Origin of the sequence: Streptomyces yangpuensis, from assembly GCF_024666385.1 — a bacterium.
Lineage (GTDB): Bacteria > Actinomycetota > Actinomycetes > Streptomycetales > Streptomycetaceae > Streptomyces > Streptomyces yangpuensis.
This window is the reverse complement of record NZ_CP102514.1, coordinates 6647455-6663368: the sequence shown is the minus strand read 5'-3', so window position 1 is coordinate 6663368 and position 15914 is coordinate 6647455. Positions and strand designations below refer to the sequence as shown.

Below are 15914 nucleotides of genomic sequence, written 5' to 3'. Positions count from 1 at the left end.
GGATCACAGCGTGAACCTGTCAGACAGCCAGACAGGTGGCCCCCTTCCCCGGCGCGTCAGTGCCATGGAAGCGGTCTTCGGCCACCTGCGCAGCGCCATCGAGCGCGGTGAGTACGCCGTGGGCGACAAGCTCCCCTCCGAAGCCGAGTTGTGCCGCACCCTGGAGGTCAGCCGGCCCGTACTGCGGGAGGCACTCCGGGCCCTGCAGGCCATGGGGTTGACCGTGTCCAAGAGCGGCAAGGGCACGTTCGTCCTGGCGAACACGGTCGAGGAGCCCACCTTCGGCGACTACGCCGCCAGCGACCTGCTGGAAGTGCGCCGCCACGTCGAGATCCCGGTCGCCGGGTACGCCGCCCTGCGCCGCACCCCCGAGGACCTGGACCACCTGCGCCATCTGCTGGACAGGATGGAGCAGGAGACCGACACCACCGCGTGGGTGGCGATGGACACCGTGTTCCACCTGGCCGTGGCCGAGGCCTCCCGCAACCCCGTCTTCCGACGCGTCATCGAGGAGATCCGCGACGCACTGGCGCGTCAGTCGACCTTCCTCAACGAACTGGGCGGCCGGCGCGAGCAGTCCAACTGCGAGCACCGGGCCATCCTGGAGGCGCTGGTCGACGGCAGCGAGCACGACGCGGTGGAGGCCATGTCCCACCACCTGCTCCGGGTCGAGACGACCCTTACCGACATCGTGCGTTCCCCGCGCACGACCGCCCCTACAGAAGGCAGACCCGAGGCGTGAGCGAGCAGTTCCTCAAAGACGAGAAGCGCCCCACGACCCGTCACGTCGACGCCGGTGACACCGGCTACAGCAAGTCCTTGAAACCCCGCCACGTCAACATGATCGCCATCGGCGGCGCGATCGGTACCGGGCTCTTCCTTGGCGCGGGCGGACGCCTCGCCAACGCCGGGCCCTCCCTGTTCATCGCCTACGCCGTCTGCGGGATCTTCGCGTTCCTCGTGGTGCGCGCGCTCGGCGAGCTGGTCCTGTACCGGCCGTCATCCGGCGCCTTCGTCTCCTACGCCCGTGAGTTCATGGGGGAGAAGGGCGCGTACACCGCGGGCTGGATGTACTTCCTCAACTGGGCGACCACCGGCATAGCCGACATCACCGCCGTCGCCACGTACACCCACTACTGGCACCTGTTCTCCGATGTCCCCCAGTGGGTGATCGCCCTCATAGCCCTGGCCGTGGTCCTCACCGTGAACCTCATCTCGGTGCGAATCTTCGGCGAACTGGAGTTCTGGTTCGCCATCGTCAAGGTCGGCGCCCTGGTCGTCTTCATGGGGATCGCGATCTTCCTCCTGGCGACCCGGCACCCCGTCGACGGCGCCGTCCCCGGTCCTGCCCTGATCACCGACAACGGCGGGATCTTCCCCAACGGTCTGCTCCCCATGCTGCTGATCATCCAGGGCGTCGTCTTCGCCTACGCCTCCGTCGAACTGGTCGGCGTCACGGCCGGCGAGACCGAGAAGCCCGAGGAGATCATGCCGAAGGCGATCAACTCGATCATGTGGCGCGTGGGCCTCTTCTACGTCGGCTCGGTCGTCCTGCTGTCGATGCTGATGCCCTGGAGCAGCTACAGCGCGGGCCAGAGCCCGTTCGTGACCGTGCTCTCCCACATCGGCGTCCCGGCGGCAGCCGACGTGATGAACCTGGTCGTCCTCACCGCGGCCATGTCCTCGCTCAACTCCGGCCTCTACTCCACCGGCCGCATCCTGCGCTCGATGGCCGTCAACGGCTCCGCCCCCCAGTTCACCGCACGGCTCAGCCGCACCCAGGTCCCCTACGGCGGCATCCTCCTCACCAGCGGCATGTGCGTCCTGGGCGTCGGGCTCAACTTCGTGGTGCCTGCGGACGCGTTCGAGATCGTTCTCAACCTCGCCGCGATCGGCATCCTCGCCACCTGGGGCATGATCATGGTCTGCCACCTCCTCTTCTGGCGGAAGACCCGCAACGGCGAACTCACCCGCCCCTCCTACCGCCTGCCCGGCTCCCCCTGGACCGAACTCGTGACGCTGGCCTTCCTCGCCTCCGTCCTGGTCCTCATGTACGCCGACGGAGGCGCGGGGCGCACCACCGTGCTGTGCGTACCGCTGATCGCCGCGGCACTGGTCGCCGGCTGGTACGCGGTCCGCGGCCGCGTGGCGCGCGCCGCCGCCCGGAGCGACGGCTGAGCCGGACACCCGCCCGTCCGCCCGCGCCTGCGCCCGGGGGTGGCGGTCGCCACCCCCGGTCAGCAGCGACCCACCACAGAACGAGGCAGTGATGCGCAGCAGTTTCCCCGCGGACGCGCCCGCGATCCGCGAGCCCCGGCACGCACCCGTCGCCCACGTCATGCGGGGCGGGATGATCGAGGGGGTCCACTACGGTTCCGTCGCCGTCCTCGACGGCGAGGGCGAGGTCCGGACGAGCATCGGGGACATCGAGGCCGCCTGCTATCCGCGCTCGGCGCTCAAGCCGGTCCAGGCCGTCGCCATGGTGCGGGCCGGCCTGCCGCTCGACGGAGCTCTGCTCGCCCTCGCGATGGGCAGTCACTCCGGCGAGGAACACCACCTGGCGGCTGTCCGGCTGGTCCTGGAGCGGGCCGGTCTCACCGAGGCCGACCTGCGCAACGTCCCCGACCTGCCCTACGGCCCGGCCGTCCGGGACGCCTGGCTGCGCGAGGGCCGTGGGCCGTCCCGGCTCGCCCAGAACTGTTCCGGCAAGCACGCGGCGATGCTGTACCTGTGCAAGCTGTCCGGGTGGCCCCTGGAAAGCTACCTCGACGCGGACCACCCGCTCCAGCGGGCGATCGCCGAGGTCGTCGAGGAGCTCACCGGCCGGCGCATCGCGAACGTCACCGTCGACGGCTGCGGATCCCCGCTGTTCGCGGTGTCCCTGCACGGCCTGGCCCGCGCCGCCGCCCGCATCGCCACGGCCGCCCCGGACACCGCCGAGCACCGCGTGGCGCACGCACTGCGCCGCCACCCGGAGATGGCCTCCGGTACCGGGCGGGACACCGCCGCGCTGATGCGCGCGGTGCCCGGGCTGCTGGCCAAGGACGGCTTCGAGGGCGTCCAGGTCGCCGCGCTGCCCGACGGCCGGGCCGTCGCCGTGAAGATCGCCGACGGGGCCGATCGCGCGCGTACGGCCGTGACGGCCGCCGCTCTCGCACGTGCGGGAGTCGAGCCCCGGCTGCTCGCCGGGTTCACGGGCGAGCCGGTGACCGGTGGCGGCCGGACCGTCGGCGGCATCCGGCCGGTAGCGGCCCTGGACCCGCCCGGCGTCCCCGTCACCGCAACCGCCTGACACCCGCCTGCCTCCCCTTCACCACCTTTGATCCGCCCACCTCAGGAAGAGGATCCGCACACCCGTGACCGCCTTGACCGCCTTGACCGCCTCCAGCCGCACTGAACACGACCTGCTCGGAGACCGCGACGTCCCCGCCGACGCCTACTGGGGCGTCCACACCCTGCGCGCCACCGAGAACTTCCCCATCACCGGCACGCCGATCTCCACCTACCCGCACCTGATCGATGCCCTCGCCGCCGTCAAAGAGGCCGCGGCCCTCGCCAACGGGGAACTCGGCCTGCTGGAGCCCGCGAAGGCCGCCGTCATCGTCGCGGCCTGCCAGGAGATCCGCGGCGGCGAGCTCCACGACCAGTTCGTCGTCGACGTCATCCAGGGCGGCGCCGGCACCTCGACCAACATGAACGCCAACGAGGTCATCGCCAACCGGGCGCTGGAGTTGCTGGGCCACTCCAGGGGCGAGTACGGACACCTGCACCCCAACGAGGACGTCAACCTCGGCCAGTCCACCAACGACGTCTACCCGACCGCCGTGCGGATCGCGACCGTCTTCGCCGTGCGCGGTCTCCTCGACGCCATGGCCGTCCTGCAGAACGCCTTCGCCCGCAAGGCCGCCGAGTTCCACGATGTCCTGAAGATGGGCCGCACCCAGCTCCAGGACGCCGTGCCGATGACGCTCGGACAGGAGTTCTCCGCCTTCGCCGTCATGCTGGACGAGGACCGCAGCCGGCTCGCGGAAGCCCTCGGACTCATCCACGAGATCAACCTCGGCGCCACCGCCATCGGCACCGGTCTCAACGCCCCGGCCGGGTATGCCGAGGCCGCCCGCCGCCACCTCGCCGGCATCACGGGCCTGCCCCTGGTCACCGCTCCCGACCTGGTGGAAGCCACTCAGGACTGCGGCGCCTTCGTCCAGATGTCCGGCGTCCTCAAGCGCATCGCCGTCAAGCTGTCGAAGACCTGCAACGACCTGCGCCTGCTGTCCTCCGGGCCCCGCGCCGGACTCGGCGAGATCAACCTGCCCCCGGTCCAGGCCGGTTCCAGCATCATGCCGGGAAAGGTCAACCCGGTGATCCCCGAGGTCGTCAACCAGGTCGCCTTCGAGGTCATCGGCAACGACATCACCATCACCATGGCCGCCGAAGCCGGACAGCTCCAGCTCAACGCCTTCGAGCCGGTCATCCTGCACTCGCTGTCCAAGTCCGTCACCCACCTGCGCGCGGCCTGCCTCACCCTCGCGGAACGCTGCGTGAGCGGCATCACCGCCAACACCGAGATGCTGCGCGCCACCGTCGAGAACTCCATCGGCCTGGTGACCGCCCTGAACCCGCACATCGGATACACCGCCGCCACCGACATCGCCAAGGAGGCCCTCGCCACCGGCCGGGGTGTGGCCGAGCTGGTCCTGGAACGGGGGCTGCTGCCGGCCGAGCGGCTCACCTCCCTGCTGCGCCCCGAGGTGCTCGCGGGAACCGGCCCGGCCCGTCCCTGACCGGGACCGGACCGAGACCGGACCGGGTCAGCGGATCGTGTGCCGAAGCCGATCCGGGTCCGGCACCCGCCCCACAGCCGAGCCCCAGGTCAGCGACCTGGTGCTCGGCTGTTCTCCAGGCTCCCGCTGGTGGTCAGGCGTGCTTGTCCGCGGGGTGGCGAGGGGGCTGGACCGACCAGGTCGGGGGTTCGTCGTTGCCCGACTCTTCGTCGCTTTCCGCGTCGGCGAAGGTTGCGTGGATCTTGCCCGGGGCGTGGTGGACCGGGGCGTAGACGGCGTAGAGCTGCATGGGCTCGTCCCCGGTGTTGGTGACGTTGTGCCACGTGCCGGCGGGTACGAAGACCGCCCAGCCGTCCTCGACCTCCTGATCGAAGTCGAGGCGGTCCTTCGCGCTGCCCATCTGAACGCGGCCGCGGCCCGCGTCGAGCCGGAGGAACTGGTCGGTCTCCGGGTGCGCCTCCAAGCCGATGTCCTCGCCCACCGGGATCGACATGAGGGTCAGCTGGAGGTACTTCCCGGACCAGGCGACCGAGCGGTAGTCGGTGTTCTCCAGCGTCGCCTGCTCGAGGTCGAAACTCTGAGGTTCGGGCCCGATGTCCTTGATGGTCATGCTTCTCTCCTGGTCGACGGAGGTGGTACGCGTTCTGGCACAGTTTTGCGCCGGGTCAACCCTTCCAGACCGACCGGGGTGTTCGGGCCCGACGCCAGCGCCACCCGAGCCGGGCTGTCACGGGTGCCGGGCACGCGCGGCAGCTCGGCGCCGAAGTGGAGCGGGAGAGCCGGGGCCGCCACCGCGTACGTGGATGAGTCCGTCGCGGACGTGGTGGAAACGATGGAGGTCATCCGCGCGCAGTTCGCTCAGCAGGGCGTGGCGCTGTAGGGCTTCGACCGCCTGCTGGCCACCTGTCGTCAGCGTCGGCACGAGGCCGGCGCGGAATCGGCCGCGGCCGTGGCAGCCTCGGACCCGGCGGTGGGCGCCGCCTCGTACTACCGGCAGATGCTGCCGCCGGGCGGCACTTTCTGTACGGCAACCACTCGCACCCGGATCAGCGGGGCAGGATGCGCAGTACTGCCTCGCGTTCGCCGCTGAGCCGCAGGCCTTGCTGTACCGCGGCGCTCAGATCGAGGTCGCCGAGCAGGGTCGCGGCGAGCAGGTGCGACGGTCCGGTCAGTGACGCGGTGGGGTGGTCGACCCGGCCGACGTGTGTGTGCACCGAGCCGTCCTTGACCTCGATGACCAGGTCCTCATTGCCGTCGGCGCGCAGTTGCAGGGCGATTGCCGGCTGGTCGGGGCGGTGGTCGGTCAGCGCACGGGCGGGCATGTCCAGCCAGTGGGTGCGGAAGGTGTCGCTGCCGCCCTGCCCACGCAACAGCGGCACGCCCCACCGGCTCAGCTCCCGCAGCACCGGCTCCAGCTCGCGGCCACGCTCGGTGAGGGAGAACAGGGTGGTGGCCACCGGCGGTGGGGCGGCCTCGCGGAGGACCAGGCCGGCTTCCTCGAGTTCGCGGAGCCGGTCGACCAGCAGGTTGCTGGCGATCCCGGGCAGTCCGTTGCGCAGGTCGGTGTGCCGGCACGGGCCCAGGGCGAACAGTTCCCGGACGATCAGCAGGGTCCATCGGTCGCCGATGGTGTCCAGTGCTTTCGCGATACCGCAGTACTGCCCGTAGGTGCGCATGCCACCACCCTACATCGCGGCGTTGAGATTCAAAACTGTCTTGTTGACTTTCTCAACAAGGTCGGTCTAGCGTCGCTGCCCATGACCCCCACCCTTTCCGTGCGTCGGCTGGCCTGGGCCGGCGTCGAGATTCGTCTCGGCGACACCCGCCTGTTGATCGACCCGCTCGAGAACGTCGCTCCGCTGGCGCCGGTGATGGGGCCGCCGCACCGGCCGGTCGACCCGGTCGAGACCCCACCCGGCACCCACGCCCTCATCACCCACTTGCACCCCGACCACTACGACCACGACCTGATCGCCCGGATCGCGGCCATCGGCACGATCGGCTGCCACACCCCGAGCGCGGCGGCGCTGCACGAGGTGGGCATCACCCCCGTCGCCCAGGACCTGGGCCGGTCACGCCGCATCGGAAAGCTGACCGTCACCCCGGTGACCTCGCTGGACTGGCGCGGCAACGACTGTGACCAGGTCGCCTGGGTCGTCGAAGGCGCCGGCCGGCGGGTCATCCACTGCGGCGACACCCAGTGGCACGGCAGCTGGTGGCAGATCGCCCGCGACCACGGCCCGTTCGACGTCGCGTTCGTCCCGGTCAACGGCGTCATCGCCCACTTCGAGGGCTACGCGGCCAACGTCCCGGCGACCATGACCCCCGAGCAGGGCGTCGAGGCCGCCGTCGCACTCGGCGCCGGCACCGTCTGCGCCATGCACTACGGCCTGTTCCACAACCCGCCGTTCTACACCGAACAACCCGACATCGAGCAGCGCTTCCAGCACGCCGCCGACGAGCGCGGCATCACCGCGGCCATCGTCGCCGACGGCCAGCCCGTCCTCTGACCATCAGAAACAAGGAGCACCACATGAAGATCGTCCTGTTCGGTGCCAGCGGAAACATCGGCCGGCCCACCACCGAGGAACTACTGCGTCGCGGCCACACCGTCACCGCGGTCACCCGAGCCGGGCACGTCGACGGACTGGGGCACAAGGCCCTGACCGTGACCACCGGTGACGTCACCGACGCCGCCGCGGTCGCCGGCCTCGCCGCCTCCCACGACGCCGTACTGTCGGCCGTCGGCCCCCGGATAGGCCAGGAGGACGACCGCGCCACGATCGTCGGTGCCGCCCGTGCGCTGATCGACGGACTCCGCCGAGCCGGCGTCACCCGCCTGGTCACCATCGGCGGCGCCGGTAGCCTGCGCACGCCGACCGGCGCCCGCGTCATGGACGACCCGGACTTCCCCCCGCTGTGGAAGGCCAACGCCGAGGCGCAGGCCGAGGCGCTCGACCTCTACCGGGGCGTGCACGACCTCGACTGGACGTACGTGTCACCCGCCGCGGTCATCGCAGCGGGCGAGCGGACCGGGGCCTACCGCAGCGCCGGGGACACCCTGCTCACCGACGACGACGGCAACAGCCGCATCTCGTACGCCGACTACGCGATCGCCCTGGCCGACACGATCGAGGGCGGCACCGCGATCCGCCGCCGCATCACCGTGGCGTACTGAGCCATGAGCAAGGACGCCGCCGGCCGGCAAACCCGATTCATCGTCCTGCTCGCAGCGCTCGTGGCCCTGGGACCACTGTCCATCGACGGCTACCTGCCCGGACTGCCGGACCTCGCCGACGACCTGCGCGCCAGCGCAGCGGCCACCCAGCTCACCATCACCGCCTGCCTGGCCGGGCTGGCCATCGGGCAGCTGATCGCCGGGCCGCTGAGCGACACCTACGGCCGGCGGCGTCCGTTGCTGGCGGGCCTCGCCCTCTACACGATCGCCAGCGCGCTCTGCGCGGTGGCACCCGACGCCCGGACGCTCATCGGCCTACGCCTGGTCCAGGGCATCGGCGGGGCGTTCGGCATCGTCATCGCCAACGCCATGGTCCGCGACCGCACCTCCGGAACCCGCACCGCACGTCTCTTCTCCGCACTGACCTTGGTCACCGGCCTGGCGCCGGTGTTCGCGCCGGTCCTCGGCGGCCAGCTACTGCGCGTCACGGCCTGGCCGGGGATCTTCGTCGGCCTGGCCGTACTCGGCGCCGTGATGCTGGCGGCCTCCGCCGCAGGACTGCCGGAGACCCGGTCCTCCGCGTCACGCCAGCCGCTGCTGGCCGTCGTCGGGCAGCTGCTCGGCGACCGGGTCTTCACCGGGTACGTCCTGGCCAACGGCCTGGTCTTCGCGGCGATGTTCGCCTACATCTCCGGCTCGCCGTTCGTCCTGCAGGACATCCACGGCCTGTCACCGCAGCAGTACAGCGCCGTGTTCGCCGTCAACGCCGCCGGACTCGTTGCGGCCGCCCAGATCAACGGCCGGCTGGTGGCCCGGGTCGGCGCCCGCGTGCTGCTGCTCGCCGGTCTGCTGGGCGCGACGGCCGGTGGCACCACGGTCCTGGCCGCGGTGCTGACACGGGCACCCCTGCCCGTGCTCCTGATCGGCCTGTTCGTCCTGGTCTCCAGCGTGGGCCTGGTCATGCCGAACGCCGCGGCCCAGGCCATGGCCGACCACGGCGGACACGCCGGGTCGGCAGCCGCTCTGCTCGGCTTCAGCCAGTTCGTGTTCGGCGGGGCACTTGCTCCGCTGGCCGGCGCGGGTGGCGCCACCGACGCCTTGCCGATGGGAATCATCGTCGCCGTGCTGCCGGCGCTCGCTCTGCTCACACTCGGCGTCCTCACCCGGTCGATGCGCGGAGAGCGCACTCGCAGGCCGGCTCGCCAAGGACCTGCCGGGCACCGGCGACCGCGCCGACCCCGGCCGGCGGGGCGTGGAACCGTCCCTCCGGCGTAACCGGCGCGCAGCGGCTCCGCCCGCCGGGGCGCCTCGTTCCGTAGGCCTGTTCACACCGTAATGATGACGTGCCGTCACCACCTTCGCGGAAAGGACGCACATGGCCAGCTTGGGCACGGGTCGAGGAGTAATGCGCCGCAAACCGATCGAACAGATCGAGGAACCGGAAGGGGCCCTCAGCGAGCAGCTCACGCGTTCCCTCGGCCTGTGGCAGCTCACCGCGATCGGGGTCGGCGGCATCATCGGCGCCGGGATCTTCACCCTGGCCGGGACGGTCGCCAACGGCGTCGCCGGACCCGCCGTGCTGGTTTCCTTCCTCATCGCCGGTGTGGCCAGCGCCGCGGCCGCGTTCTCCTACGCGGAGTTCGCCGGGCTCATCCCGAAGGCGGGTTCCGCCTACACCTACGGCTACGCCGTCCTGGGCGAACTGGTGGGCTGGTTCATCGGGTGGGACCTGCTGCTGGAATACACGGCCATCGTGGCGGTCGTCGGCATCGGCATCTCGGGCTACTTCAACTTCCTCCTGGTCGAGACGGGCGCGGCACTGCCCACCTGGATGCTCGGGGCGCCGGGTACTGGTGACGGCCATCGTTTCGACCTGATCGCCGCCGTGCTGTGCCTGTTCACCGCCTACCTGCTGAACCTGGGCATCAAGAGCGCCGCACGGTTCGAGACGGTTGTCGTCGTCTTGAAGGTGCTGGTCGTGCTCCTGGTCATCGTCGTCGGCTTCTTCCACATCGACACCTCCAACTACGTTCCCTTCTTCCCCTATGGCGTGGGGGGTGCCTTCACGGGCGCGGCAACGGTCTTCTTCGCGGTCTTCGGCTACGACGCCATGAGCACGGCGGCCGAGGAGTCCAAGGACGCCCAGCGTCACATGCCGCGGGCGATCATGTACTCCCTGGCCATCGCCATGGTCCTGTACGTGCTCGCCTGCCTGGTCCTGACGGGTATGCAGAAGTACACGGAAATCGACCCGGAGAGTGGTTTCTCCAGCGCGTTCAAGGCCGTCGGGCTGGACGCGGTCGCGGACATCATCGCGGTCGGGGCGATCATCGGCATCCTCACCGTGATGTTCACGTTCATGCTGGGCGTGACGCGCGTGTGGTTCTCCATGAGCCGCGACGGGCTGCTGCCCCGCTGGTTCGCCAAGACGCACCCGACCCGGCACGTGCCGACCCGTGTCACGTGGATCGCCGGTGTGGCGTCCGCGGCGATCGCCGGGCTCGTGCCGATCGGGGAGGCTGCGGAGCTGACCAACATCGGCATCCTCCTCGCCTTCGCCGTCGTGTGCACGGCAGTGATCGTGCTGCGCTACCGGCGTCCCGACCTGCCGCGCACCTTCCGCACCCCGCTCATGCCGTTCACCCCGGCCCTCGGGGTGGTGGCCTCCATCTGGCTCATCACCTATCTGCGGGCGGAGACGTGGATCCGCTTCGCGGTGTGGTTCCTCATCGGACTGGTCATCTACTTCGCCTACTCCTACCGCCACTCCAAGCTGGCCGGGGCAACCCCGGGCGACGAGCCGGCGAACCGGGCTGCGAACGGTAACTGACGGGCCGGCAGGTCTGCGGGCAGGCGGCTCCTGGGCGCCCGCAAAGATCCGCGCCCTCGTCGAGCCGGCCGTCACCACCCTCGGCTCACAGCACTGCTGTCCGCCTGCGCAGGCCCCAGCGGAGACGTCGGGCCTCACGTCGGCCGGCCCGCGCCTCTCGGCGCAGGCCGGCCGCTTTTTGGCGGGCGGCCAGCATGTAGAGGCGGTCGATGAGGTGATCGCGGTACCGTCCGGGGTCCGATTCCGCGAGTTGCCGGTCGACCTCCACGGCGCGCTCGAACGCTCCGATGGCCTCCATCCGTCGGTCCGCCCGCCAATGCGCCAGACCGATCAACACGTAGGTGTTGCTCAGCAGGTACCGGTGCCCTTTGCCATAGGGGATCATGCGCCGGTGCAGATCGGCGATCTCCTCCAGCAAGGGGACTTCAGCCGCGCCGTCCCGCCGCAGGGCAGCTTCGAGGCGAGGCAGGAGATGTGCGCCGTATCCACGCGCGTCGTGACGGGCCATGTGACGGAACACCGCCAGTTCCACGGCGTCCACGACCTCCTCCCACTCCTGACGGTCGTACTCGACGTGAGGGAGATGGCGGCTGGAGGCAGACGGCGCGTAGGCGAGCTGGTCCACCTCGTCCTGTACCGTACGGGCGGCCGCGTGACGGCCCGCCGCCTCGAGCGCGGCGGCGTGGACACGCAGCGACTGGACGAGGTCATCCGTCAGCGGGAACGGATTCGCTTCTGCCCGCCGCCGGTTGATGTCCACCGCCCGGGCACTCGCCCCCAGCGCCCACCTACGCCAATCGACCCCGGACAGCATTTCCGGGCTCATCCTCAGCAAGAAACGCGCCAGGTTGGTCAGAGCGGTCGACAAAGGGCCCTCGCGTACCGGAAGCCCCTTGCGGGTTTTGCGGTCGAGGAGGAGGACCGCTGCGTGCGTCGCAGCGAGGGCGGCCGGCTCCCTCAACGCTGCCATCAGGGTGACGCCGACGTTGAGGAACTGGAGGCCCAGGGTGTCCTCGTAGGCCCCGGGATGCTCACGGTTGAGTTCGGTGACCAGTTCCAGCGCTTCGGTCTGCGCGCGCAGTGCCTCCATGTCCCGGCCGCACTGGCGCAGGACGGCCGCGTGGTCGGCAAGGGCGCCGGACAACCAATAACGCTGATCGTCCGGGTGGTGGATCCGCGTCCGCCGACGCCTGAGCTCGACCGCGCGTCGGCCCGCCTCCTCCGCCTCCGGCAGCCGGTCGAGCTGGTTGAGGGACGCGCACAGGTTTCTCAGCGCCCGCGCGAGGTCCGGCGTGAACACCTCCGGATGCCGCGCCGCGAGGGTCTCGTACAGGGCGACGGCCTTCTCGGTGGCGGCGAGCGCCTCCAGCAGCCGTCCGGACCCCGTCAGCGCGAACGCGAGCGACTCGTACGCCGCGGCGTGCCGGTCCGGGTCGTCGGAGGTGGCCATCCATTGGGGGAACAGTCGTTCCACGAGGACGGTACGGGGCGGGTCGAACTCGGCGCTCTCGTGCTTGGGCAGCTTGGCCTCGATGTCCTCCAGCAGCTCGGTTTCGATGTCGTCGAGGGCCAGCAGGGTGCTGAGCGCCGGACCCCCGGCGGCCACGGCGAGCCAGGGTGCCTGCCGCAACAGCGGGTACAAATGGCCGCGGCGCAGGTGCGGCCAGCGCGCGGCCGAGGCGGCCAGGAAGGTCAGGGCCCGCGGTGCCCACGGCGCCGGCCGCTCGTGCAGGCCGTGTGGCAGCAGCATGCCGAGGACCGCCGGGGCCCACGGCGCGGACGGGTAGGCGGTCTCCGCGGTGTGCCCGGGGAGGGTGAGGGCGAGGAAGTCCTCGGCGAGCCGGTCGGGCAGCAGCGGCTCGAAGACGGTGCCCCGGTGGGCATCGGCAGGCGGGTAGCAGATGGTGTGGTCCGCGACGGTCCGCTCGGCGGGGTGCGTCACGGCCGGAGCGTTCGCGGCCACGCGGCTGACGACGTCGAGAGCGGTCTGCGAGGGGAGCGGTCCGGTGAGGGTGGCGGCGAACACCGTCCGGTTCATCACCTCGGGCGCAGTGGCCCAGACTCGCCCGACCGCGGCCGAGCGGCGGCCCGCGTCCTGGGTGTGGAGCCGGGTCCAGTGCGCCCTCTCCCGGTTGAGGAGGTACGTGACCAGGAACGCGGCCTCCGTGGGCGGGACTTCGTCTCTCACCAGCGCGTCGACCGCCACCAGGGCGGCCATGTGGATGCTGAGCGTCAGTCCGAAGTCGTCGTCCTCCAGGGGCATCGGCGGCGGGACCCGCGCGGCGAATGCCGGACCATGCTCCGGTTCGTGGACGGCGGCGAAGGCGTCCCGGGCGGCGCGGAACATCTCCGCCCGGAGTTCGCTGCCGTACCCGCCCGGCAGCGGACCGAGGAGCTGGGTGGAGGTGGCGGCCTGTACGTCGCTGAGCGTGGCCTGCACGGCCGGCCACATGTCGGAGGAACGGGCGAGCATCAGCACACGAGTCGGCAGAGCCGGCCGGTGAAGCAACCGGTTGCTCAACAGCCAGGTCAGGTGCGGCAGGGGCCAGTGGTCGGCGTAGTCGACGACGAGGAGGAGCCCGGTGGCGCCGTCGGTCCGCAGGTCGACGCTCTCGTCGGCGGTCGGCGGAGCCAGCACGTTGCCGATTCCGTGGACCGCCCTGACCACCTTCCAGCCGTCGGCGAGGGCCTCCCGCGCGAAGGCGGCCGCGAGACGGCTCTTGCCCTGCCCTCCGGGACCCTGCAGCCACCGGACAGCCAGTCTGCGCGCCGAGTCGCGCCAGGCACGCAGATCGGCGAGCTCCTCGGCCCGCCCCGTGAACGGCACGATCTCGTGCCGGGCGCTGAGCATACGGCTGGGCAGCTCGCGCAGCCACTCCGGATCCGCTTCCGGGACAGCGCGCCAGTTCTCCAGGACGTAGACAGGCAGTCCGTCCACGTAGACATGGATGTCACCGTCGACCACCGCGTACGCGAAGCCGCCCTCGGCGCTGACGTGCTGGCGTGCGGAAGGGTCCCGACCGCTCACGCCGGGGCGTCCCCGGAGGCCGGCTGGTGGTGGTGGACGTGGACGCTGCTGCCGGGGCCTTGTGCCCCGAACGCGGCGCCGCCCGCGCGAGCGATGACGTGCTGGGACCACGTGTCCCCGTCCCGAGGCGCGGTGGCGTCCTCGACCAGGGCCCGCAGCTCCTCGGCGGCTTCGGGGTGGTCCCGCAGGAGTGCGGCAAGCCGGCGCGCCCAGGGGCGTACCAAGTCATCGCGGACACCGTCGGTGTCATCCCCCTCGCCCAGGACGAGTTCGGCGTCACCGTCCAACTGGGCGCGCACCACCGCACTCCGGTCTTCGTCACGGCGCCGGAACAGGTCCACAACGCGGTCCCGGGTGCCTTCCCACACACTGGTGGCCATCGCGGCCACGACAGTAGTGGCTCCCGTCATGGCCAGGACCGCCATCGGGTCGGACATCAAAGCCTCCGTCACTCAGTGCACATGCTCGTATCCTTAGTGAATCGCATTCGTCCTGTGCTGACGGGTGAAACAGGCCACCTGCCCCGTAGTCGTTGTGCCGGACAGTTCCCGGGGAGGGCGGCGCCTTCGTGGCCGAGGGCGATCGCGGCGCGGCTCCGGACCCGTACCGGGGTGTCGAGCTCAGCGCCGTACGCGCACTCGTGCGCCGCCAAGCCGGTGCCGACCGCCCCCGGCCCGCGGAGCCCGACGCCGCCCTGCGAGGCTGACGAACTCCGCCTTCCGCTGCGGGCGACCTCATCCGTGGGGCCCGAGGCGTCTACTTCACTGCCACGATGCGCTCCACAGCGGCCGTCACCAGTTGTTCCCGTTCTTCCTCTGTGAAGACGTCCGGCAGCGTGAGCTGTTCGACGATCAGCCAGTTGAGCGTCAGCATGAGCAGCTTGACGGCGGTGGCGTCCCCGGGGAGGCCGGAAGCCTCGTGGTAGTCGACGTTGGCGTCGATGTCGGCTCGGACCCGGTCGGTGAGGACCTTGCGCAGTTCGGGGCGGCGGGTGGCTTCAAGACGAAGTTCCAGCAGTGCGAGGTAACCAGTGCGGAAGGAAGCGATGCGGCCGACGAGTTCGCGCATCAAGGCAGCGTAGGTCTCCCGGTCGCGGTCGGCCTCCCGCTGGCGGGAGATCGTGGCCTCGTCGGGCTGGAGCCGCTCGTAGACCCGTGCGCCGGCCTGAGTGAACAGGTCGTCGCGGCTGGCGAAGTAGTTGGACGCCGTGCCGGCGGGAACGGCGGCCTCGGCATCCACGGCCCGGAAGGTCATGCCTCGTGCGCCTTCGCGGGCCAGCACCTCGATCGCCGCGTCGACGAGGGCCGCGCGCCGCTGGTCGTTCCTTCTCACCATTGACACCACTCCGCATGTAGTACTACGTTTAAATCACTTCAGTCATAGTACTACGCATGGGGGGATCATCTTGCGCAAGCTCGTGTACTACATCGGCGTATCGCTCGACGGCCGCATCGCCGGCCCCGACGGTGAGTTCGACTTCTTCCCGCAGGGGGACGAAGTGCAGGCAGCCGCCTACTCGACCTGGGTGAACGCGCTGTATCCGGAGACCATCCCGACCGCCTACCGTGCGGCCGCCGGAGTCGCCGAGGCGCCCAACAGGCGTTTCGACACCGTCATCATGGGACTCGGCACCTACCGCCCGGCCTTCGACAACGGGATCACCAGCCCGTACGCGCACCTGCGCCAGTACGTCGTCTCCAGCACGCTCAAGCCGGATACCGACCCAGCCGTCACTGTCGTGCCGAGCGCCCCGCTCTCCTTCGTCCGTGAGCTGAAGGGTGAGACGGGCGCGGGCCTGGACATCTGGCTCTGCGGGGGCGGCCGGCTCGCGGGCACCCTGTTGCCCGAGATCGACGAGCTGCTGATCAAGACCTATCCGGTCATTGCCGGTGCGGGCATTTCGGTATTCGACGGCGCCTTCGACCCGACCGTCTTCAACGTCGCCGAGCGCACCGCCTTCCCCAACGGGGTCACTCTCACCCACCTCACCCGCAGCTGAAGGCTGTAGGAGTGCGGCGGCGCAGCGGCGGCCTCCACTGCCCTTCGCAGGCAAGAGGGCTTGTCTGACCGACCGCCAAATCTGACTACCACTCA

The 15914-nt window shown here is 70.6% G+C and carries 14 protein-coding genes; 9 read left to right on the top strand and 5 right to left on the bottom strand.

Going from position 1 to position 15914, the window contains the following annotated elements; all coding sequences use genetic code 11:
• The first annotated feature begins 10 nt into the window (after window positions 1-10).
• The 4 genes from NRK68_RS30230 to aspA all read left to right on the top strand — a co-directional run bounded on the left by NRK68_RS30230 (window position 11) and on the right by aspA (window position 4784).
• Window positions 11-742 (top strand): FadR/GntR family transcriptional regulator, encoded by a 732-nt coding sequence (locus NRK68_RS30230; RefSeq protein ID WP_183064324.1) that lies wholly within the window; start codon window positions 11-13, stop codon window positions 740-742.
• Window positions 739-2178 carry an amino acid permease gene (locus tag NRK68_RS30225; protein WP_183064322.1) on the top strand — a complete coding sequence of 480 codons (1440 nt, stop codon included), beginning with the start codon at window positions 739-741 and terminating at the stop codon, window positions 2176-2178. The genes NRK68_RS30230 and NRK68_RS30225 overlap by 4 nt, the downstream gene beginning before the upstream one ends.
• 91 nt (window positions 2179-2269) lie before the next feature.
• The gene (locus NRK68_RS30220) at window positions 2270-3292 is read left to right on the top strand and encodes an asparaginase (protein WP_257857326.1); all 1023 of its coding nucleotides are present in this window, start codon (window positions 2270-2272) and stop codon (window positions 3290-3292) included.
• A gap of 82 nt (window positions 3293-3374) precedes the next feature.
• Complete coding sequence (gene aspA / locus NRK68_RS30215; protein WP_257857958.1) at window positions 3375-4784, top strand: aspartate ammonia-lyase; 1410 nt, start codon at window positions 3375-3377, stop codon at window positions 4782-4784.
• A gap of 133 nt (window positions 4785-4917) precedes the next feature.
• Here the strand turns inward: aspA and NRK68_RS30210 are convergent, their stop codons facing one another.
• Together NRK68_RS30210 and NRK68_RS30205 are read right to left on the bottom strand one after the other, a co-directional pair.
• Window positions 4918-5394: a cupin domain-containing protein gene (locus tag NRK68_RS30210; protein WP_257857325.1), complete on the bottom strand. Its 477-nt coding sequence runs from the start codon at window positions 5392-5394 to the stop codon at window positions 4918-4920.
• Window positions 5395-5830: 436 nt separating this feature from the next.
• Window positions 5831-6460 carry a winged helix-turn-helix transcriptional regulator gene (locus NRK68_RS30205; RefSeq protein ID WP_257857324.1) on the bottom strand — a complete coding sequence of 210 codons (630 nt, stop codon included), beginning with the start codon at window positions 6458-6460 and terminating at the stop codon, window positions 5831-5833.
• Between the two features lie 81 nt (window positions 6461-6541).
• Here NRK68_RS30205 and NRK68_RS30200 point away from each other — a divergent pair, with 81 nt between their 5' ends.
• The 4 genes from NRK68_RS30200 to NRK68_RS30185 all read left to right on the top strand — a co-directional run bounded on the left by NRK68_RS30200 (window position 6542) and on the right by NRK68_RS30185 (window position 10792).
• Window positions 6542-7294 carry an MBL fold metallo-hydrolase gene (locus tag NRK68_RS30200; RefSeq protein ID WP_183064315.1) on the top strand — a complete coding sequence of 251 codons (753 nt, stop codon included), beginning with the start codon at window positions 6542-6544 and terminating at the stop codon, window positions 7292-7294.
• A 23-nt stretch (window positions 7295-7317) separates the two neighbouring features.
• Window positions 7318-7962, top strand: coding sequence for an NAD(P)-dependent oxidoreductase (locus tag NRK68_RS30195; protein ID WP_257857323.1), 645 nt, complete (start codon window positions 7318-7320; stop codon window positions 7960-7962).
• Window positions 7963-7965: 3 nt separating this feature from the next.
• Window positions 7966-9237 (top strand): multidrug effflux MFS transporter, encoded by a 1272-nt coding sequence (locus tag NRK68_RS30190; protein ID WP_257857322.1) that lies wholly within the window; start codon window positions 7966-7968, stop codon window positions 9235-9237.
• 100 nt (window positions 9238-9337) lie between these two features.
• Window positions 9338-10792, top strand: coding sequence for an amino acid permease (locus NRK68_RS30185; protein ID WP_183064310.1), 1455 nt, complete (start codon window positions 9338-9340; stop codon window positions 10790-10792).
• Between the two features lie 85 nt (window positions 10793-10877).
• On the opposite strand, the gene NRK68_RS30180 is transcribed toward NRK68_RS30185, so the two are convergent.
• From NRK68_RS30180 to NRK68_RS30170, 3 genes are all read right to left on the bottom strand, one after another.
• On the bottom strand, window positions 10878-13820 hold the full coding sequence (locus NRK68_RS30180; protein WP_257857321.1) for a tetratricopeptide repeat protein: 2943 nt from the start codon (window positions 13818-13820) through the stop codon (window positions 10878-10880).
• Entirely contained in the window at window positions 13817-14257 is a 441-nt protein-coding gene (locus NRK68_RS30175) for a hypothetical protein (protein ID WP_257857320.1), read from the bottom strand. Before NRK68_RS30175 ends, NRK68_RS30180 begins: the two co-directional genes overlap by 4 nt.
• 319 nt (window positions 14258-14576) lie before the next feature.
• A complete protein-coding gene (locus NRK68_RS30170; RefSeq protein WP_183064304.1) occupies window positions 14577-15155 on the bottom strand; it encodes a TetR/AcrR family transcriptional regulator in 579 nt (192 codons plus the stop codon).
• Between the two features lie 70 nt (window positions 15156-15225).
• Between NRK68_RS30170 and NRK68_RS30165 the strand changes: the two genes are divergently transcribed.
• A complete protein-coding gene (locus tag NRK68_RS30165) occupies window positions 15226-15819 on the top strand; it encodes a dihydrofolate reductase family protein (protein WP_257857319.1) in 594 nt (197 codons plus the stop codon).
• Window positions 15820-15914 lie beyond the last annotated feature (95 nt).

Coding starts and splice junctions, on each gene's coding strand:
- NRK68_RS30220 (WP_257857326.1), top strand. CDS start 2,270: ATGCGCAGCAGTTTCCCCGCGGACGCGCCCGCGATCCGCGAGCCCCGG.
- NRK68_RS30210 (WP_257857325.1), bottom strand. CDS start 5,394: ATGACCATCAAGGACATCGGGCCCGAACCTCAGAGTTTCGACCTCGAG.
- NRK68_RS30205 (WP_257857324.1), bottom strand. CDS start 6,460: ATGCGCACCTACGGGCAGTACTGCGGTATCGCGAAAGCACTGGACACC.
- NRK68_RS30200 (WP_183064315.1), top strand. CDS start 6,542: ATGACCCCCACCCTTTCCGTGCGTCGGCTGGCCTGGGCCGGCGTCGAG.
- NRK68_RS30195 (WP_257857323.1), top strand. CDS start 7,318: ATGAAGATCGTCCTGTTCGGTGCCAGCGGAAACATCGGCCGGCCCACC.
- NRK68_RS30190 (WP_257857322.1), top strand. CDS start 7,966: ATGAGCAAGGACGCCGCCGGCCGGCAAACCCGATTCATCGTCCTGCTC.
- NRK68_RS30185 (WP_183064310.1), top strand. CDS start 9,338: ATGGCCAGCTTGGGCACGGGTCGAGGAGTAATGCGCCGCAAACCGATC.
- NRK68_RS30175 (WP_257857320.1), bottom strand. CDS start 14,257: ATGTCCGACCCGATGGCGGTCCTGGCCATGACGGGAGCCACTACTGTC.
- NRK68_RS30170 (WP_183064304.1), bottom strand. CDS start 15,155: ATGGTGAGAAGGAACGACCAGCGGCGCGCGGCCCTCGTCGACGCGGCG.